This is a genomic window from Marinobacter sp., assembly GCF_041690455.1.
Taxonomy (GTDB): Bacteria; Pseudomonadota; Gammaproteobacteria; order Pseudomonadales; family Oleiphilaceae; genus Marinobacter.
This window is the reverse complement of record NZ_JAWLHI010000074.1, coordinates 1-18554: the sequence shown is the minus strand read 5'-3', so window position 1 is coordinate 18554 and position 18554 is coordinate 1. Positions and strand designations below refer to the sequence as shown.

Here is an 18554-nt window from a genome sequence, read left to right as displayed (position 1 = left end):
ATGACTGTGCAGGAAATACACCAGTCGGCGTAGAAGTCGAGCATGACCGGTTGATTCCGGTCCCGGGCAGCCTCCAACAGCCTCCGGATTTCCGCCGGTTGCTCGACCCGCTGGAACTCGGCATGGCTGCCGGCAGTCACGCTGGCAGGCGCCGACGAAGCCACGGTGAACGGGGCGAGGGGTTTGAGCGGATCGTTGGCGCCACCGACGGCTCCGGCAAGCAGTGCCAGGCCGTAGGCGAACATGACCAGCCCCAGCCCCTTGCGGGTCCTCTGCCAGCCGGCCCTGGCAGCATCAAAGGCACCGAGCTGAACACCCGTGATGGCGATGAGCAGGCCCCAGAGAGTCAGCGCCAGCCAGGCCGGAACCAGCCGTTCTACCAGCCAGATAGCCACTGCCAGCAGCATGACCCCGTAGAAGTGTTTGACGGCGGTCATCCAGTGGCCGGTGGTGGGCAGCAACTTGCGCCCGCCAACTGCAACCAGGATCAGTGGAACACCCATGCCCAGACCGAGCGCAAACAGGGCGACACCGCCGGTGACTGCATTCTGGGTGGTGGAAATGTACAGCAGGCTGCCTGCCAGTGGTGCTGATACGCAGGGCGAAACAATCAGTGCCGACAGCGCCCCGATACCGAAGATACCCGCGACCCTGGAGCCGGTCAGCTTGTGGCTGGCGTTGTTGAGCGAGTCCCGGATGAAGCGCGGGAGCTGAATCTCGAACAGGTCAAACATGGACAGTGCAAACACTACGAACAGCGTGGCAAAGACGCCAAGAACCCACGGGGACTGCAGCTGGGCCTGCAGGTTGAAGCTGGCGCCCAGCAATCCGGTCAGCACACCGGCAGCGGCGTAGGTCAGCGCCATGCCCAGGACGTAACTCCCCGAGAGCATCAGGGCATGGCCGGTGGTGCGGGTGTTATGCCCGGACACCAGGGTGGAGATGATCGGCACCATGGGCAGGACACAGGGGGTAAAGGTCAGGCCAAGGCCCAGCAGGAAAAACAGGCCGGCAATGACCAGCACGGACTGCTCCGAGAGGAAGCCCGCAAGGCCAGTGGCAGAGTTCGTGTCGATGGAACCGGCAGGCCCGCCGGAGGCCTCAGATCCGGGCGTGCCAGCGGTTGAACCGGATGACGCAGTTGTGGCTGGGCCGGCATCGTCCCCGCCGGGGTAATACAACACCTCCCGGGTCTGGGGCGGGTAGCATAATCCCGCTTCGGCGCAGCCCTGATAGGTGACCTCGAGTGTTGCCTCGCGAACCCCTTCGGGCAGGGTGACCGGCACGCGTGCTTCCACGGGCTCATAGAAAACAGTGACTTCACCAAAGAATTCGTCGGTGGTGGTTTCGCCCTGCAAAGAGAATGACGGATCCCCCACCGTCACGCCGTCGGTGACTGAGGTGACAGCAATCCGGTTCTGGTAAAGATAGTGGCCGGGGGTGATATTCCAGCTCAGGGTAACCGCGCCCTGGTCCGTGGTGTAGTTGAAAGGCAGCGCCTCGTCTACCGGAAGGAAATCATTGCCGCCACCGAACAGGCTGGAACCGGAACTGCCAAGGGCATGGGCCGTAGAGGCAAACACGGCCAGGCAGGTGGCCAGGACAAGAAACATGGTGAAGGCTGTCTGGTGAACGCGGTCGGCAAAGCTCGGGTTTGTCATCTGGTGTGCAAGTTCCCGGTTGTAGGTGTGTGGACGATTCCTGCTCCGACGGCAGTGGACACAGGCTTGCTGGTAAAGTTCCCGGTGGTCTGGTATTGGATGCGTTAAAGTCGCACAATAGCCATCCAATGAATCACAGTCCAAACGATCTTATCATGCTGTTCAATGACCTGTTCCGGGAGCCATTCCGGACGATTCTGGTCAAGGGCGGCTCAGAACCCGAGTACCTGCCCGCTGACGGACCGTCCGGTCTGGCCCGGGTCGTGTTCGCTCACGGTTATTATGCCAGTGCTTTACATGAAATAAGTCACTGGTGTATTGCCGGTGAGCATCGCCGCACACTTCACGATTACGGCTACTGGTACTGTCCGGATGGTCGCACCCCGGAGCAGCAGCGGGCCTTCGAACAGGTAGAAGTCAGGCCTCAGGCCCAGGAATGGCTGTTCTCGGTGGCTGCCGGCTCACGCTTTCACATCAGCGTGGACAATCTCTCCGGCGACGGGGCCTGCGACGAACAGCAGTTCCGTGCCAATGTGCTGGCACAGGCCGAGCGTTACCTGGCCGAGGGGCTACCGCCCCGGGGGCAGCAATTTTTTGATTCACTGAAGAGTTTTTACGGAACCGCCAGGGACTTTGACCGCGCCTGGCAACAGGATATGCAACGCCTGGTTTCACCCAATTCGCTTTCCGACAGAGTAAGGAATACAGAGACTGTATGACATCTGACCCAAAACACACCGGCGATCTGAAGTTCAGTGATCTGAACCTGGACAAACGCCTGCTGGACGCTATTACCGCCATCGGATTTGAGTACTGCACACCGATCCAGGCAGAAACACTGCCCTGGACGCTGGCCTGTGAAGACCTCATTGGTCAGGCCCAGACCGGTACTGGCAAGACAGCGGCCTTCCTGATCACTGCCATCCAGACACTGCTGGAAACACCGATTCCCGAGAAGGACCGCTTCGCCTCCGAGCCCCGCGTACTGGCACTGGCGCCGACACGGGAGCTGGCGATGCAGATCGCCAAGGATGCCGAACAACTCTGCCAGTACACCGGGCACAATGTTGTCACTGTGGTTGGCGGCATGAATTATGACAAGCAGCGGGACCAGCTCCAGAATGAAATCGTGGACATCCTGGTGGCCACCCCGGGCCGGCTGATCGACTTCCTGGGTTCCCAGGACGTCTTCCTGGACCAGGTGGACATCCTCATCCTCGACGAAGCCGACCGGATGCTGGACATGGGCTTCATCCCCGACGTGAAGCGCATCATCCGCAAGTGCACCCCCAAGGACGACCGCCAGACCCTGCTGTTCAGTGCCACTTTCAACCAGGACGTACTCAACCTGGCGTCCATGTGGACCCGCAATGCCGAGTTTGTGGAAATCGAGCCGGAACAGAAGACTGCGGAACGGGTCGAACAGACCGTTTACCTGCTGGGTGAGGATGAAAAGCTGCAGGTACTGGTCAATTACCTTAAGCGCCCGGATGTGGAAAAGGCCATCGTCTTTGCCAACCGCCGGGACCAGTGCCGGGACCTCGAGGAAGATCTCAAAAACCAGGGCGTCAAGGTCTCCCTGATGTCCGGTGAGATCGCTCAGAATAAACGCCTGCGCACCCTCGACCAATTCAAGAAGGGGTCCATCCAGGTGCTTGTTGCCACGGACGTGGCCGGTCGGGGCATACACGTCAACGGTGTCACCCACGTGTTCAACTACAACCTGCCGGACAACGCGGAAGACTACGTGCATCGCATTGGCCGGACCGGGCGTGCGGGCAGCAAAGGGGTATCCATCAGCCTGGCCGGAGAGGACGACTCGTTCACTCTCCCGGCGATCGAGACCTACATTAACCAGAAACTGAAAACCGAAGTTCCTGACGATACCCTGAGGGCTCCCCTGGAAAAGCCCGTCATCACCCGCAAACGCGGTGGCCGGCGCAGCAGTGGCGGCGGACGTCCCCAGGGCGGCCGCGGTGGCTCCCAGCGCCAGCGCAGGAACTGAAGGACGTAGACGACCATGCTGATCGTAGCTGACGAGAATATTCCGTTACTCGACTCTTTCTTCGGGGATATGGGTGAAATCCGCCGGGTCTCCGGCCGCCACATGAGCCCCGACGACGTCCGGGACGCAGACATCCTGCTGGTCCGGAGCGTAACCCGGGTCAACCGCGAGCTGCTCGAAGGCAGCCGCGTCCGCTTTGTCGGCACTGCCACCATCGGGACCGACCATGTCGATCTCCAGTGGCTGGAAGAGCAGGGCATCCGCTTCTCCGCCGCTCCGGGCTGCAACGCCAACAGCGTGGTCGAATACGTTCTGTCGGTGCTTTCACTTTATGCAGAGAGACGTGGACTCTCAGACTGGACCGACCTGAGTGTTGGCATCGTGGGCGTCGGCAACGTCGGCGGCGAACTGGCAGCTAAGCTGGAACGTCTGGGCTTTACGATCCGCCTCTGCGATCCGCCCAGAGCCGAACGGGAAGGCGAGCAGGGCCCGGAATTTGTCAGCCTGGACGAAGCCATGGAATGCGACGTGGTCAGCCTGCACACCCCACTGACCCGGAACAGCCCCCACGCAACCTTCCACATGATCGGAGAACGGGAACTCGCCGGACTCACCTCCGACCAACTCGTGATCAGTGCTGGACGTGGCGAGGTAATCGATACCTCTGTCCTCAAACAGCGCCTGACCTCCGCGAACCCGCCGCTTGTCGCCATGGATGTATGGGAACGGGAACCGAAAATCGACCCGGAACTGGTAGACCTGGCTTGGCTGGCAACCCCCCACATCGCCGGTTACAGCCTGGAAGGCAAGGTCCAGGGCACCGAAATGATCTATCAGGCCCTGAGTACCTTCCTGGGCCTGCCGATCCGCAAAAAAGCCGGCCAGTTCCTCCCGGAACCCGCATTGAGCAAGGTTTCGTTTACCTCGGCGGCAGACGAAGATAAGGCCGTCAAAACTGCCCTAAGAGCCTGTTACGACCCCCGAGAGGATGATGCCCGTCTACGCCTCGTCATGAACGGTAGTGCCGAGGAAAGAGGTGCGGCGTTCGATCGTCTTCGCCGGGACTATCCAGTAAGAAGGGAATGCTCCAGTCTGAAGGTCCAGCTGAAAGGAACCAGTAAGTCCCTGCAGGACAGTTTCAGGGCGATTGGTTTCAAACTGAAGATCTGAGGGAGGTCCGTCAGGCGTTAACTTGGGGGAAGCTCCGCTGGTGGGGCCACCCTTCCGAAACATGCTCCTGGCGGCACGTCCCTGTGACGCTTGAGCTCCGCCATCCATGGCTCCGCACAGTTTCGGAAGGGTGGCCCCACCAGCGGAGCTATCGAACTTTCGTGCAGGTCGTTCAGAGATTCGCTTCCTGCAGGGCTCGAATGCGGTCTTCCAGCGGCGGATGGGTCATAAACAGAGCACTCAGGCCGGCCCGGGCACCGCGATTGATACCGAAAGCCTGCAGCGAATCCGGCATCTGATCCGGCACTTCACTTTCCTGTTTCAGCCGTGCCAGAGCGTTGATCATCGCCGAGCGGCCGGCCAGTTGGGCACCGGCAATATCCGCCCGGTACTCCCGGCGACGGGAGAACCAGAACACGATGGTGCTGGCAAGGATGCCGAGTACGATCTCAGCCGCGATGCTGACTACAAAGAACCCGATACCGTGACCCTGTTCATTTTTGAACACCACCCGGTCCACAAAAGAGCCGATCACCCTCGAAGCAAAGATCACAAACGTGTTCACTACGCCCTGAATCAGGGCCAGGGTGACCATGTCGCCATTGGCCACGTGACCAATCTCATGCCCAAGGACCGCGCGAATTTCATCTTTATTGAAACGGTGCAGCAGACCCTCACTGACGGCCACCAGTGCGTCATTCTTGTTCCAGCCGGTGGCGAACGCGTTGGACTGGGATGCCGGGAAAATGGCCACCTCCGGCATCTTGATGCCCGCATTGCGGGCCAATTCCGCGACCGTATCCACCAGCCAGCGCTCGGCCGGAGTCCTGGGTGATTCGATCACCTGTGCCTTGGTACTCCATTTTGCCATCGGCTTGGAAATGAAGAGGGAGATCAGGGCACCGGCGAAGCCGAACACCGCCGCAAACGCCAGCAGCGAGCCGTATTCGATGCCTTGCTGGTTCAGGTAACTGTCGACGCCCAGCAAACGCAGGGTAAAACTGGCAACCAGGATGACCGCAAGGTTGGTCGCCAGAAACAGCAGTATGCGCATGTTAATTCCTTGAAAGTTCAGTCAAAGACATAATTCACCCATCTGACCGGAATATGCGGTCCGGGTTCTAGGCTTCAAGAGTATTACTGCGATTTAATGGTAGCTGCTGTCGGCGAAAAAAGTAGCCTGGACCACCTGGCTGATGCGGGCGGAATTGCCGCTCTTCAGTGCCTGGCGGATCAGGTGGATATGGGTGGAGAGGTCCCGCTGGACTGACCGGGGCAGGTTGTCGGTGTCGGCTGCCTGTACCCCGGCGGCATCGGCCAAAGCCTGGGGGGCCGGGGCGCTGAGCCGGACGAAGGCGTCGCGGGTCAGCACGGCCTGATCCAGGGCTTCCTGCCGGATGGTGTCCACGTAGCGCAGCAGCCCTTCCTCCTCGAGCCAGAGCAGGGCGCCGAAACAGGCCATGTGCCGCTTGCTGTGGAGTCCGAACTCATCGGGCTCGTCCGGGCCGGCAATGTCCTCTACGAACAGGTTCACCCGGCGGGGGAAGACACCGTAGAGCTGGACGAGGGCGACGGCGACGTCCTTGTAGAATTCCTCGACGTGAATGTCTGCCATAAATTGTCCGTTACTGCTGGTATTTGCTCAGGAAATTACCGAGGCGGCCCATGGCGTCCTCAAGAGTGTCTGCCCGTGGCAGGAAAACTACCCGCAGGTGCTGTTTATCATCCACGTTGAACGCCGACCCCTGCACCAGCAGGATCTTTTCCTGCAACAGCAGGTCCAGCACGAGCTTCTCGTCATTGACGATGGGGAACTTCTTCGGATCCAGTTTCGGGAACAGGTACAGGGCACCCTCCGGCTTTACACAGCTGACTCCGGGAATATCGTTCAGCATCCGCCACGCGGTGTCCCGCTGCTCGAACAGGCGGCCACCCGGTGCCACCAGGTCATCGATGGATTGGTATCCACCGAGGGCGGTCTGGATGGCGAGCTGCGCCGGTACGTTGGCGCACAGGCGCATATTGGAGAGCATCTCGATGCCTTCCACCAGATCCCGGGCCCGATGCTTGGCGCCGCTGATGATCATCCAGCCGGAGCGGTAGCCGGCTGCACGGTAGTTCTTGGACAAACCGTTGTAGGTGAAGAACAGAACGTCGTCGGCCAGGGAAGCGGTGGACACGTGTCGGGTTCCGTCATACAGAATCTTGTCGTAGATCTCGTCCGACAGCACGATCAGATTGTGCTTGCGGGCCAGCTCGATGACCTGCTCCAGCAACTCGGTGGAATAGACCGCCCCGGTCGGGTTGTTGGGGTTGATCAGCACGATGGCCCGGGTGCGCCGGGTGATTTTCTTGCGGATATCGTCAATATCCGGAAACCAGTTCTGCTCCTCGTCACAGCGGTAATGCACCGGCTTGCCACTGGACAGGGTGACCGCTGCGGTCCACAGCGGATAATCCGGCGCCGGAATGAGTACCTCGTCACCAGTGTTGAGCATCGCCTGCATGGACATCACGATCAGTTCGCTGACGCCATTGCCCAGATAGATGTCGTCGATATCCACCTTGTCGATGCCACGCTGCTGGCAGTAATGCATGACCGCCTTGCGGGCAGAGAACAGACCCTTGGACTCGACATAGCCCTGGGCCTGGTGCATGTTGTAGATCACGTCCTGCTGAATCTCTTCCGGCACATCCAGCTCGAACGCGGCGGGGTTGCCGATGTTGAGCTTGAGTACCCGGTGGCCCTCTTCTTCCAGCCGACGCGCCTCACGCAGAACTACTCCACGAATTTCGTAACAGACGTTATCGAGCTTGGCGGACTTGTAGTAGTTCTGCATGGATTCGGGTTCCTTGAGAGGTAATACGGATACACAGCCGTCCAGTTGACGGAAGGCTTTATTCTAGCGGAGCGAGGGTGCGCTACAACAGGGTAATTATGATGAATTGTGGCGGATTTAGGGAGTAAACCTCAGGCGGGTTCCCGGTTTTGTGATCAAGTGGCCTGTAACGGCGTGTTATTTTCCATCGGACTTGGTCACAATCAGGGACCTCGCGCTCACCACAGGAGACCAGAATGGCGCAATCCAGTATCTACGATTTTACCGTCCGTGATATTCAGGGCAACGAACAGAGCATGGAGGCCTACCGCGACAAGGTATTACTGATCGTGAATACGGCCAGCAAGTGTGGGTTCACGCCCCAGTTTGAGGGTCTTCAGGCCTTGTACAAGGACCTGAACGAGCGGGGCCTGGAAGTTCTGGGGTTTCCCTGCAATCAGTTCATGAACCAGGATCCGGGAACCGACGAATCCATCAGCCAGTTTTGCAGCCTCAATTATGGCGTGGATTTCCCCATGTTTGCCAAGATCGAGGTGAACGGTGACGGAACACATCCCCTGTACCGGTTCCTGAAGCAGGAGGCGCGGGGCCTGATGGGCTCGGAAAAAGTCAAATGGAACTTCACCAAGTTCCTGGTGGATCGTAACGGCCGGGTTGTTCGCCGCTACCCGCCCACCACCAAGCCAGAGGCGATCCGGAAGGATATTGAAGAGTTGCTGTAGCTGCCTTGTACCCCGAAATCCGGGGCATTACTCCCGGGGCGCCCAGCGACTGATCGTGCTGCGGAGTTCGTCCCGGTTGTAGGGCTTGGTGATGTAGTCGTTCATGCCGGCGGCAATGCAATCCTCCCGGTCGCCCTGCATGACATTGGCGGTGACTGCAATGACGGGCAGGTCCTTCCACTCCGGGTTCTCGCGAATCTGCCGGGTGGCCTCGTAACCGTCCATGACCGGCATCTGGCAGTCCATCAGGACCAGGTCATAGGCGGCGTTCTTCAGGGCCTCCAGAGCCCGCTTACCGTTTTCGGCGTGGTCCACCCGGTGGCCCAGCTTTTTTAACAGGCTGCTGGCGACCAGCTGGTTTACCTGGTTGTCTTCCACCAGCAGTATCTGCAAGGGGCGGGTGGCGCCGGTCGGCACGTCTGTGCGCTCTTCCTGCGCTTCTTCTGCCGGCATCAGCCCGGCAGCCCGGCACAGGCAACGGTAGAGTTCATCCCGCCTCAGGGGGAGCGACAGGATCTGGTGATTTGTCTGGCCGTCGACGCTGTTGCCCCTGGCCTCGGCGAGAATGACTCCTTCCCCGGGCCAGTTGTTCGCAAACGCCATGGTTTCGGTGTCACCCGCATCGATCGTTGACAGCAGGATGCCCTCGAGATGCCGGCTTGCGCCCCGGACCGGAATTTCCCAGGCCCGTAGCTGGCTCTCCAGCGCCAGGCGGTGGGGATGGGTCGGAGGCACCGCCAGTGCAACGCCAATCTGCCTGAGCTTTTCCGGAATCTGCTGGGCTGCCGTGCCGGATCCCGGTTCTTGGTGAACGGGCAGGGGCAGGGTAACGGTGAAATGGGTGCCACTGCCTTCCCGGGAATCCACCAGGATCTGCCCGTGCATTCGCTCCACCAGTTGCCGGCACAGGGTCAGGCCGAGGCCGGTGCCTCCGTAGAGGCGGGTGGTGTCGGTATCCGCCTGCGAGAAGGGCGAGAAAATCCGGTGCAACCCCTCCCGGGACATCCCGATGCCGGTATCGATGACTTCCAGCCGCAGGCTGCCCCCGGAATGGGTGGCCTTGATCTTCACATGTCCGGCGTCGGTGAACTTGATGGCGTTGCTGATCAGGTTGTTGAGAATCTGCCGGGTCCGGGTGGGATCGCCCAGGAAGGTGTCCGGAAGTTCCGGATCGATTTCGCTGACCAGGTCGATACCCTTGGCCCGGGCCTGTTGCGAGTGCAGGGTGGCGCATTCCTCGATCAGGTTGCGCATGCTGAAAGGAATATTCTCCAGATTGAGCTTGCCGGCCTCGACCTTGGAGATATCCAGAATATCGTTGAGCAGGCCCAGCAGGCTCTCGCCTGCATTCAGGGCGATCTCGAGCCGGTTGCGCTGAACAGGGTCCAGCTCACCCTCGAGGGCGACTCCGAGCATGCCCAGGACACCGTTGAGTGGCGTACGTATTTCATGGCTCATGCTGGCAAGGAAGTTGGCCCTTGACCGGGCCCTGCGGACTGCGTCCTCCTTGGCTCTTACCAGGGCGCGGTTGCCGCGCTGCAACGCCTGGTTCTTGTCCGAAATCTCCCGGGTCCGGTCTGCCACTTCCTGTTCGAGCTGGTTGGAGTAGTTCTTGATGGCACTCTCTGCGTCCCGCAACTGTTCGAGGCTGGAGTCGATGGTTTCAAGATGCTGGTTGATGATGCCGACCATGGTGCCGATCTCGTCCTGTTCATGGCGGGCGGGCACGGGCAGGCGGATTTTTTCCGGAGAGTCGGCCGAAACCCGGCCCAGCGCACTGATGACGTTCATCATGGGGCGGGTCAGTACAAAGTAGAAAATCGCCAACAGGGCGCCCGACAGCGCAAGGCTCTTCAGCAGGCCGCTGAACAGGGTGTAGGCGGCTCGTTTGAGGAACTGCAGTCCGTAGTGAAACGTATCAATGGTGACAACGAGCTCGCCCAGGGGCAGGTTGGCGAGCTGCCGGACCTCGAGTTCCGAGCTGAAGGCGCGGCTGTCACCGAACAACAGGTCACTGAGCCAGCGGTAGGGCGATTCGGGGCTGCTCTGGCTGGCCGCGGCCATGGTATGCCCCTCGTTGTCGATGATACGGGCATCGATCGTGGCCGGGTGGCGCAACAGGCCATCGAGCAGTTCCTCGGCGAGGCGGACATCGATGTTGTAGGCAATCTGGGATGCCGGGCTGTGACTGATCTCGATCAGCGCGTTGATTTCCTCTTCCATGGCGTCCCGGGCGCTGAAATAGTCCAGGGTGATCTGGACCAGGTTCAGCACAAGCCCCAGCGCCATGGCGACGAGGAGGGTGTCTCGGGTCAGCCTGTAGGAAAGCCGCTTCTTGAAAGTATTGGTCACGGGTAGTTGCTGTCTCTGTTCCCGGCAGGTTAAGCATCGGAGCCAAGGGTAGCAGAAAAGGCGAATGGAATCCGTGTTTTGGATGCTGTGGGCAAATCGTTCTATAGATTTTGTGAATTTTGAATCACAACTGTATCATTGCAGTGAATGTTGTGCCTGGTTGGCGGTCAGCATTGTCTTATTTTCTCCTCATGCAACGCCGGAGCGCCTGATGGATCTTTCCCGTGTCGACCTCAACCTGCTGGTGTATCTCGATGTGCTGTTGCGGGAACGTAACGTAACCAAGGCGGCGAACCATCTTGGGATTACCCAGCCTGCCATGAGTAACGGCCTGCGTCGATTGCGGGATCTGTTTGCCGATCCGTTGCTGGTACGGACCAGTGAGGGAATGACCGCCACGGAACGGGCCCGGGAGCTGCAGCCACTGGTTCGCGGCATCCTGTCCGATATCGAGCAGGCGGTACAGGAGAAAACGCCATTCTCGGCCATGGAGAGTCATCGGGTGTTCCGGATCATGGCCAGTGATTACGCCGAGTCCTGCCTGATGCCACGGGTCCTGCGCCGGATCCGCCAGGAGGCGCCCCATGTTACGCTGGATGTGCTGACTCCCAGTGACGTAAGTTTCCTGGATGTGGAGCAGGGGCGGCTGGACATGGCCATCAACCGTTTCGACAAGATCCCCCAGTCGTTTCACCAGAAGACGCTCTGGACCGAGTATTTTGCCTGCCTGATGAATGCCCGGAACCCGATCCTCAAGGAGCCCTTCACCCTGGATACCTACCTGGCGGCGAGCCATATCTGGGTCAGCAAGACCGGTTTTGGTGTTGGTGTAGGGGTGAATCCGAAAGATGTGCAGCGGCTTGGCTGGGTGGACGAGGCACTCGGACGGATGGGGGCCAAACGGCAGATTTCCGTATTTACCCGCCACTACCAGGTAGCCATGCTGCTGGCTGAGCAGCACGATCTGATCGCCACCCTGCCGTCACGGGCGGCCTGGCTGCAGAAGGACAATCCCAACCTGGTGGTCAAGGTGCCGCCGTTCGAAATTCCGCCGTTTGAACTGAAAATGGCCTGGAGCCCGTTACTGCAGCACAACACGGACCACCAGTGGCTGAGAAAGCTGATTGCCGAGGTGGCGGAGGAAGTGGATGAAGAGTTCGCGCCCTTCGGTGCCCGCTTCGAATCCGCGGACCTCCCGCAGGTACGCCATTCAGAGCGGTAGCTGGCGTAGCTCCAGGGAACTTCGACCGGCGTCCCACATCCGCTGGAAAGCTTCCGAGAGCAGTTTCACCCGGCCGCTGTCGGAAAAATTGCAGAAGCCGTCAGGCTTGTAAAAGTCGTGGCGGTAAAGCACGCCTTCCCGGTCGATCAGCATGAACGGCTGGACCTCTACCGGATAGTCGTCGTTCACCAGTTTCAGCTCGATTCGGCTGGGCAGGCGGCGCATCAGCTCCACCAGCTGGTGGCGGCGTTTGACCAGGGGTTTGTCATCGTGGATCAGCAGCCGGACTTCGCTGAGCCGGTGGCGGCGGGCGAGGGCAGAAATCAGCTCCCGGAACCGGAAACGGTCGTACAGGTCGTGTTCCAGCAGGCGGTCATACAGCCAGATCCGTTGCCCCGCCTGGCCGGCCAGGGAGTCCATCAGGGCCAGCATGCGGGTCTCGTTGTCGAACAGCCAGCTTTGCCGGTCTTCCTCCAGGAGCAAGGGGTGATCGCGCTCCTCCAGTGCGGCTACGGCCAACTCCGGCGCGAGGCAACGCATGTCGAAGTGGGGAATCCCGACATCGTCGTAGACGTCCGAGCACACATGGAAACCGGACCGCTGATAGAAAGGAATCGCGTGCTCCTGGGCGGACAGCCGAACCTCATCATACTGGCCAGCGGCCTCGGCCAGCAGGTGGCGGAGCAACGCCTGTCCGATGCCCTTACCCCGATGGTCCGGCAGGATTGCCATGCGGCCGATGTGGGCGGTTTCATCCAGGCTGGAGAACAGCCGGGCCACGCCCACCGGTGTGTTGTCAGGCAGTAACGCCAGGAAGTGATCCGCAATCTCGTCGGTATCGTCCCACTCCAGCTCCGGCGGTACCTGCTGTTCCTCGATAAACACGCGCTGGCGGATTTCCCGGATATGACCGGGGGCAAGCTGCCAGCTGTATTTGCGAATCCGGACAGTCATGACGCTCCTATTCGAAATAGACCGATCCCTGGTTGTACAGGGTGGTCAGCAGTCCGAGCAGGGCGGGGTCCGAAGCAAATCGGGAGAGTGCCTCCATGTCGACACGGGCTGCGGCGCAGAGCAGTGGTGCCAGTGGGCGGGCATCGCCTTTGAGCAGGTATTGCTCACCATCCACAAACAGGGCGGTATCTTCACCGAGTTCATAAAACGCAAACCTGGAGCCCTCGTTCCAGCGGAGTTGTTCGCCGGCGCTGATAGCCTCTGCCAGGTCCTCTTCGGAGGCCGGCTCCTCGGCGGGAACCACAATATCGAGACTCTTTGGCGCGGTGGCGTACTGGCCAAACCACAGGGCCAGTTGTCGCCGGTTGCCTACTTTCTCCTGGATGATGCCGTTGAGCCGGTCAATCACTTCCGGGGCAATGGTGCCGGGGTTGTCCTGAACCTTGAGGTCGGGATCGTTGATATGCTCGGCGGCATCTGACTGGCTGCACAGGAAGTCGGTGAAGCCGGTCAGGATGTCGTCGATGGTGGGCGCCCGGAAACCGACCGACAGGGTAATGCAGTCGTCCTCGGCAACCCCGTGATGGCCGATGCCCGGTGGCAGGTAAAGCATGTCGCCCGGAGCCAGGGTGACGGTTTCCTCGCCATCCCAGCTGCTCAGGATCCGCAGGGGGGTGCCTTCGACTCTGGGCGAGGTATGGTCGCACTGACCGCCGAAGGTCCAGCGGCGATGGCCCTGGGCCTGGAGCAGAAACACATCGTACTGATCGTAATGGGGGCCGACGCTGCCACCTTTCGGGGCGTAACTGGCCATGATGTCATCCAGGCGCCAGTTGGGAATGAAGCGGAAGTGTTCGAGCAGGTCGGCAATTTCGGGGACCCAGTGGTCCAGCCCCTGTACCAGGAGCGTCCAGTCCTTCTCCGGCAGTTCACTGAAACGGTCCGGGGTGAAGGGTCCGTTGTGCAGCTGCCAGGGCTTGCCGTTGTCATTCTCGATGACAATCCGGGATTCCACGCCCTCCTCGCAGGCCAGTCCGGCCAGCTCGTCAGGGCTGACGGGGCACTGGAAGCCGGGGAAAGCCTGGCGGATCACCAAGGGTTTTTTCTGCCAGTAGTCCCGCAGAAACTCTGCAGGTGTCAGTCCGCCAAGCATATCCATGGTGTGCTCCCGCTATCAGATGTTGCGCGCCTGCTCGATGGCATTGCCAATGTAGTTGCCCGGTGTCAGGGCCATCAACTCTGCCTTGGCAGTGTCCGGAATGTCGAGGGTCTCCACGAAATTCTTGATCACTTCCGGGGTCATCGCCTTGCCCCGGGTCAAAGCCTTGAGCTTTTCATAGGGCTTTTCGATATTGTAGCGGCGCATGACCGTCTGAATCGGTTCGGCCAGGACTTCCCAGGCGTGATCCAGGTCCTCGTCAAGGCGGGCCGGATTGAGTTCCAGTTTGCCCAGACCCTTGAGGGTCGCTTCGTAGGCAATCAGGCTGTGGGCGAAGCCAACGCCCAGGTTGCGCAGAACAGTCGAATCGGTCAGATCCCGCTGCCAGCGGGAGATCGGCAGCTTGGCCGCCAGGTGATCGAACAGGGCATTGGCAACGCCCAGATTGCCCTCGGAGTTCTCGAAATCGATCGGATTGACCTTGTGCGGCATGGTGGAGGAGCCCACTTCGCCTTCGACGGTCTTCTGTTTGAAGTAACCGAGGGAAATGTAGCCCCAGACATCCCGGTCGAGATCGATCAGGATGGTGTTGAACCGGGCAATGGCGTCATACAGTTCGGCAATGTAGTCGTGGGGCTCGATCTGAGTGGTGTACGGGTTCCAGTCCAGGCCCAGGCTTTCGATGAATTCTTCGGCGTTGGCGGCCCAGTCCACGTCCGGGTAGGCGGACAGGTGGGCGTTGTAGTTACCCACGGCGCCGTTGATCTTGCCCATGATTTCCACTTCGCGGATCTGCATCAGCTGGCGACGCAGGCGGTACACCACGTTCGCCAGTTCCTTGCCCACGGTGGTGGGGGAAGCGGTCTGGCCGTGGGTACGGGACAGCATCGGCTGCTCCGCGTGCTCCTTCGCCAGTTCAGCCAGCTTGTCGATCACCCGGTCCATCGCCGGCAACAGGCCGTGGTCCAGGCCCTCACGCAGCATCAGGGCGTGGGAGAGGTTGTTGATGTCCTCGGAGGTACAGGCAAAGTGCACAAACTCGGTGACGGCATGCAGCTCCGGTACGTTGGCAATCTTTTCCTTGATGAAGTACTCGACCGCCTTGACGTCGTGGTTCGTGGTACGTTCGATTTCCTTGATGCGCTCGGCATCCTCCAGGCTGAACTCGCTGACCAGCTTGTCGAGAAAGCTGGTAGCTTCGGCGGAAAACGCAGGCACTTCGGTGATCTCCGGGTGCGCGGCCAGCTTCTGGAGCCAGCGGATTTCGACGGTTACCCGGTTACGGATCAGGCCATACTCGCTGAAGATACTGCGGAATACGCTGACTTTGCTGCCATAGCGTCCATCGACCGGGGAAATGGCGGTCAGGGCGGTGAGTTCCATCGAAAACCTCTCAAGTGATCAAAGAATCGAAACAAACTGGGAAACAGGGCTGCCAATGATACACCAGCGGGCCCTCTGAATCAGCGTTAATCCCGGCTTTGCCGTTACAGCGGCTGGCGTGCCTTCTCGGCCAGATCCCGGGCGTGGTGGATGACCTTGCGCCGGGAGAAGATCAGCTGCCAGCGGCGCCCGCCGCACTGGCGCCAGAGTACTGCCGAGCGGATACCGGCCAGCAGCAGCGCCCGCACCTTGTCAGCATTCTCTTCCCGTTGCAGCACCGCGGGGTCACCGGTGACCTGGATGCGCTGGCGGAAGGTGCTGATGGTGTCGGCGTAGATCGAGGCCAGGTTGCCGATCAGGTTGGCGTGGATGTAGCCGAAATGGCTGGCGGTGTGGCGGGCCTGATCGATGCGGCTGCCGATCACTTCCAGCATGTCCGAACGCCGGTTCAGTTTGGACTCGAGGTGGATCAGGTTGAGCACATACTTGAGCACCTCGATATCCCTCTGCTTGCTTTGCTGGCTCATGACCGTGGAAAGGGTAACCAGTCCTTCCCGGATATCGGTCAGTTCACCGCCATAGACGTCCAGGGTTGAGGCCGGATCTGTGGCAAACAGCGAGCGAATGCAGGTCTCCAGGGATGCCGGGTTGCACTGGCCGTTGTGGGCAATCTGCTGCACCAGGTTGGCTGCCTGGAACACGCCGGCCAGCGCAAGGGTCTGATCATGCAGGGACCGGCTCATGCGCTGGCTTCCTTCTGTTCCGGACTCCGGAGGCGCTCGGGCAGGGCTTCGCCGTCCCGCCAGGTTTCCTCGATCACGCCGCCACCGAGGCAGACCTCGCCGTCGTAGAAGACCACGGACTGACCGGGGGTAACGGCGCGCTGGGCATCGTCAAAGACAACCTTCACGCGGCCGTCGAGCACGGTCACTTCGCAGTCCTGGTCCGGCTGGCGATAGCGGGTCTTGGCCTTGCAGCGGAACTGCCCGGCCGGTGGTTCGCCGGCTACCCAGTCGATGGGGCCCGAGACCAGACCCCGGGAAAAGAGCAGGGGATGGTGTTTGCCCTGGACGGCAATCAATACGTTGCGGGTCAGATCTTTCTCCGCCACATACCAGGGCTCGTCTCCGAACTTGCTGAGACCGCCGATTCCCAGGCCCTGGCGCTGGCCGATGGTGTGATACATCAGGCCCTGGTGCCGGCCGATGACCTGGCCATCCGGGGTTTCGATATCGCCGGGTTGGGCGGGCAGGTACTGCTTCAGGAAATCCCGGAACTTCCGCTCGCCGATAAAGCAGATGCCAGTGGAATCCTTCTTGTCATGGGTGACGAAGCCTTGTTCCTCGGCAATCCGCCGTACCTCGGGTTTTTCCAGTTCGCCGACCGGGAACAGGGTGCGGGCGATCCGTTCGCCGGAAACCGCATGGAGAAAATAGCTCTGGTCCTTGTTGGGATCGAGGCCTTTCAGGAGCAGGGCCTTACCGGTTCCGTCATCGAGCGGACGCTGACGGGCATAGTGCCCGGTGGCGATGTAATCCGCTCCCAGGGTAATGGCATAGTCGAGAAAGGCGCGGAACTTCACTTCCTTGTTGCACAGGATGTCCGGGTTGGGGGTGCGCCCGGCCTTGTACTCGGACAGGAAGTGTTCGAAGACGCGGTCCCAGTATTCTGCCGCGAAACTTGCGGTGTGCAGCTTGATCCCGATGTCATCGGCCACGGCCTGGGCGTCCGCCAGGTCAGTCATGGCAGTACAGTATTCGGTGCCGTCGTCTTCGTCCCAGTTCTTCATGAACAGGCCCTCGACCTGGTACCCCTGCTGTTTCAGGAGCCAGGCAGCCACGGAAGAATCGACGCCGCCGGACATGCCAACGATGACACGGGTGGATTCCGGAGACTTGGTATCGGGTGTTGTGCTCATGTCAGCCCTGTTGCCGCTAAAACGGCGGATTCTAACATTTCCGCGGAATCACGTCTGCGCATCAACAATGACGTCAAGCGGGTAACGGCGGCCATTTCGGTAATCTTCTATGCACTGGAGCACCAGGGGGCTGCGCAGTTTGTCCCCGAGTTGGCGAATTTCATCGAGCTCGAGCCAGTGGGCGGCGATGATGCCATCGTCGAGCTCGGAGGAGCGGTGGCGAACAGTCTCTGCAGCATAGCAGAAGCGATAATAGGTAACGCCGTTGGCCGGCGCCTTGTAGGTGTACACTCCGAGAAAATGGCGTGGCTCGACTTGCCAGCCGGTTTCCTCAAGGGTTTCACGGCGTACGGCATCGAGGATGGCCTCGTCTTCCTCGACGTGTCCGGCGGGCTGGTTGAAGACCACCTGACCGCCGCTGACTTCCTCCACCATGAGAAAACGCCCACGGTCATCTTCAACGATTACAGCAACGGTTGCGTGGGGTGTCCAGGTCATGATCGGGAGCGTCTCCTGCTGCGTTGGTTTCCGGCCGTTTGCCTTGTCGCCGGCATGTGCACGGCCAGGGTGCGGTACTGGCCGGGGGCCAGGTTGTCCAGTGTCCAGTCCCCGATACGGTAGCGGATCAGGCGCAGTGTCGGGAAGCCGACAGCAGCGGTCATGCGCCTTACCTGGCGATTCTTGCCCTCGGTAATGGTCAGCTCGATCCAGCTGGTGGGTACCGACTCCCGGTGCCGGACCGGTGGCACGCGGGGCCAAACCTCCGGGTTTTTCATGCGTCTGGCCCTGGCGGGGCGGGTCTTGCCGTCCTTGAGTTCGACCCCCGCAGTAAGCTGCGACAGGGCTTCGTCGGTGATGTCGCCTTCTACCTGGACCCAATAGGTTTTGGGCATTTTTTGCGAAGGCGAGGCGATCCGGTGTTGCAGGGAGCCATCATCGGTCAGCAGCAAGAGGCCCTCGGAATCGAAATCGAGACGACCGGCCGGGTAGACGTTTTCCAGGGCAATCCAGTCTGCCAGGGTCTGGCGAGGCGGCTTGTCCGGGTCGTTGCGTCGGTCGGTAAACTGGCAGAGAACCTGGAAAGGTTTGTTGAACAGAACGAGTTCGGCCATGCCTGCGATGCGTATTGTGGGTTGCTGATTTGGATGGGATGGAGGTTTGCAGGGTA

17 protein-coding genes are annotated in these 18554 nt (G+C 60.4%); 5 read left to right on the top strand and 12 right to left on the bottom strand.

The window, feature by feature from the left end; genetic code table 11:
- Positions 1–1661 (bottom strand): protein-disulfide reductase DsbD (gene dsbD, locus ACESMW_RS15800; RefSeq protein WP_372987969.1); only part of this gene is annotated, 1661 nt, incomplete at its 3' end.
- A 128-nt stretch (positions 1662–1789) separates the two neighbouring features.
- Here dsbD and ACESMW_RS15795 point away from each other — a divergent pair.
- The 3 genes from ACESMW_RS15795 to pdxB are packed head-to-tail and all read left to right on the top strand — an operon-like array spanning position 1790 to position 4836.
- Positions 1790–2380, top strand: a complete 591-nt coding sequence (locus ACESMW_RS15795; RefSeq protein ID WP_372987967.1) for an elongation factor P hydroxylase — start codon at positions 1790–1792, stop codon at positions 2378–2380.
- A complete protein-coding gene (locus tag ACESMW_RS15790) occupies positions 2377–3666 on the top strand; it encodes a DEAD/DEAH box helicase (RefSeq protein ID WP_372987966.1) in 1290 nt (429 codons plus the stop codon). Before ACESMW_RS15795 ends, ACESMW_RS15790 begins: the two co-directional genes overlap by 4 nt.
- Positions 3667–3681: 15 nt before the next feature.
- Positions 3682–4836 (top strand): 4-phosphoerythronate dehydrogenase PdxB, encoded by a 1155-nt coding sequence (pdxB, locus tag ACESMW_RS15785; protein ID WP_372987965.1) that lies wholly within the window; start codon positions 3682–3684, stop codon positions 4834–4836.
- A gap of 172 nt (positions 4837–5008) precedes the next feature.
- Here pdxB and htpX read toward each other — a convergent pair whose 3' ends face one another.
- The 3 genes from htpX to ACESMW_RS15770 form a co-directional block, all read right to left on the bottom strand.
- The gene (gene htpX / locus ACESMW_RS15780; protein WP_372987964.1) at positions 5009–5890 is read right to left on the bottom strand and encodes a protease HtpX; all 882 of its coding nucleotides are present in this window, start codon (positions 5888–5890) and stop codon (positions 5009–5011) included.
- A gap of 93 nt (positions 5891–5983) precedes the next feature.
- A complete protein-coding gene (locus ACESMW_RS15775) occupies positions 5984–6451 on the bottom strand; it encodes a hypothetical protein (protein ID WP_372987963.1) in 468 nt (155 codons plus the stop codon).
- Between the two features lie 10 nt (positions 6452–6461).
- Complete coding sequence (locus tag ACESMW_RS15770; RefSeq protein ID WP_091999942.1) at positions 6462–7676, bottom strand: pyridoxal phosphate-dependent aminotransferase; 1215 nt, start codon at positions 7674–7676, stop codon at positions 6462–6464.
- A 236-nt stretch (positions 7677–7912) separates the two neighbouring features.
- Here ACESMW_RS15770 and ACESMW_RS15765 point away from each other — a divergent pair, with 236 nt between their 5' ends.
- Positions 7913–8398 (top strand): glutathione peroxidase, encoded by a 486-nt coding sequence (locus ACESMW_RS15765; RefSeq protein WP_372987962.1) that lies wholly within the window; start codon positions 7913–7915, stop codon positions 8396–8398.
- Positions 8399–8425: 27 nt separating this feature from the next.
- Here the strand turns inward: ACESMW_RS15765 and ACESMW_RS15760 are convergent, their stop codons facing one another.
- The gene (locus ACESMW_RS15760) at positions 8426–10687 is read right to left on the bottom strand and encodes an ATP-binding protein (protein ID WP_372987970.1); all 2262 of its coding nucleotides are present in this window, start codon (positions 10685–10687) and stop codon (positions 8426–8428) included.
- 274 nt (positions 10688–10961) lie between these two features.
- Here ACESMW_RS15760 and ACESMW_RS15755 point away from each other — a divergent pair, with 274 nt between their 5' ends.
- Entirely contained in the window at positions 10962–11972 is a 1011-nt protein-coding gene (locus ACESMW_RS15755) for a LysR family transcriptional regulator (RefSeq protein WP_372987961.1), read from the top strand.
- Here ACESMW_RS15755 and ACESMW_RS15750 read toward each other — a convergent pair.
- From ACESMW_RS15750 to ACESMW_RS15720, 7 genes are all read right to left on the bottom strand, one after another.
- Positions 11961–12926 (bottom strand): GNAT family N-acetyltransferase, encoded by a 966-nt coding sequence (locus tag ACESMW_RS15750; RefSeq protein ID WP_372987960.1) that lies wholly within the window; start codon positions 12924–12926, stop codon positions 11961–11963. The genes ACESMW_RS15755 and ACESMW_RS15750 overlap by 12 nt on opposite strands.
- A 7-nt stretch (positions 12927–12933) precedes the next feature.
- Positions 12934–14085, bottom strand: a complete 1152-nt coding sequence (locus ACESMW_RS15745) for a JmjC domain-containing protein (protein ID WP_372987959.1) — start codon at positions 14083–14085, stop codon at positions 12934–12936.
- 15 nt (positions 14086–14100) lie between these two features.
- Positions 14101–15468 (bottom strand): adenylosuccinate lyase, encoded by a 1368-nt coding sequence (gene purB / locus ACESMW_RS15740; RefSeq protein ID WP_372987958.1) that lies wholly within the window; start codon positions 15466–15468, stop codon positions 14101–14103.
- Positions 15469–15572: 104 nt separating this feature from the next.
- Positions 15573–16211 (bottom strand): high frequency lysogenization protein HflD, encoded by a 639-nt coding sequence (gene hflD / locus ACESMW_RS15735; RefSeq protein ID WP_372987957.1) that lies wholly within the window; start codon positions 16209–16211, stop codon positions 15573–15575.
- Positions 16208–17386 (bottom strand): tRNA 2-thiouridine(34) synthase MnmA, encoded by a 1179-nt coding sequence (gene mnmA, locus ACESMW_RS15730; protein WP_372987956.1) that lies wholly within the window; start codon positions 17384–17386, stop codon positions 16208–16210. The genes hflD and mnmA overlap by 4 nt, the downstream gene beginning before the upstream one ends.
- A gap of 48 nt (positions 17387–17434) precedes the next feature.
- On the bottom strand, positions 17435–17884 hold the full coding sequence (locus ACESMW_RS15725; protein ID WP_372987955.1) for an NUDIX hydrolase: 450 nt from the start codon (positions 17882–17884) through the stop codon (positions 17435–17437).
- Positions 17881–18498 (bottom strand): pseudouridine synthase, encoded by a 618-nt coding sequence (locus tag ACESMW_RS15720; protein ID WP_372987954.1) that lies wholly within the window; start codon positions 18496–18498, stop codon positions 17881–17883. Before ACESMW_RS15720 ends, ACESMW_RS15725 begins: the two co-directional genes overlap by 4 nt.
- Positions 18499–18554: the final 56 nt, after the last annotated feature.

Excerpts from the sequence above, each read along its gene's own strand:
- ACESMW_RS15770 (WP_091999942.1), bottom strand. The coding sequence starts at position 7,676 with ATGCAGAACTACTACAAGTCCGCCAAGCTCGATAACGTCTGTTACGAA.
- htpX (WP_372987964.1), bottom strand. The coding sequence starts at position 5,890 with ATGCGCATACTGCTGTTTCTGGCGACCAACCTTGCGGTCATCCTGGTT.
- ACESMW_RS15750 (WP_372987960.1), bottom strand. The coding sequence starts at position 12,926 with ATGACTGTCCGGATTCGCAAATACAGCTGGCAGCTTGCCCCCGGTCAT.
- ACESMW_RS15745 (WP_372987959.1), bottom strand. The coding sequence starts at position 14,085 with ATGGATATGCTTGGCGGACTGACACCTGCAGAGTTTCTGCGGGACTAC.
- mnmA (WP_372987956.1), bottom strand. The coding sequence starts at position 17,386 with ATGAGCACAACACCCGATACCAAGTCTCCGGAATCCACCCGTGTCATC.
- ACESMW_RS15790 (WP_372987966.1), top strand. The coding sequence starts at position 2,377 with ATGACATCTGACCCAAAACACACCGGCGATCTGAAGTTCAGTGATCTG.
- hflD (WP_372987957.1), bottom strand. The coding sequence starts at position 16,211 with ATGAGCCGGTCCCTGCATGATCAGACCCTTGCGCTGGCCGGCGTGTTC.
- ACESMW_RS15755 (WP_372987961.1), top strand. The coding sequence starts at position 10,962 with ATGGATCTTTCCCGTGTCGACCTCAACCTGCTGGTGTATCTCGATGTG.
- ACESMW_RS15760 (WP_372987970.1), bottom strand. The coding sequence starts at position 10,687 with ATGGCGCTGGGGCTTGTGCTGAACCTGGTCCAGATCACCCTGGACTAT.
- purB (WP_372987958.1), bottom strand. The coding sequence starts at position 15,468 with ATGGAACTCACCGCCCTGACCGCCATTTCCCCGGTCGATGGACGCTAT.
- ACESMW_RS15720 (WP_372987954.1), bottom strand. The coding sequence starts at position 18,498 with ATGGCCGAACTCGTTCTGTTCAACAAACCTTTCCAGGTTCTCTGCCAG.
- ACESMW_RS15725 (WP_372987955.1), bottom strand. The coding sequence starts at position 17,884 with ATGACCTGGACACCCCACGCAACCGTTGCTGTAATCGTTGAAGATGAC.
- pdxB (WP_372987965.1), top strand. The coding sequence starts at position 3,682 with ATGCTGATCGTAGCTGACGAGAATATTCCGTTACTCGACTCTTTCTTC.
- ACESMW_RS15775 (WP_372987963.1), bottom strand. The coding sequence starts at position 6,451 with ATGGCAGACATTCACGTCGAGGAATTCTACAAGGACGTCGCCGTCGCC.
- ACESMW_RS15795 (WP_372987967.1), top strand. The coding sequence starts at position 1,790 with ATGAATCACAGTCCAAACGATCTTATCATGCTGTTCAATGACCTGTTC.
- ACESMW_RS15765 (WP_372987962.1), top strand. The coding sequence starts at position 7,913 with ATGGCGCAATCCAGTATCTACGATTTTACCGTCCGTGATATTCAGGGC.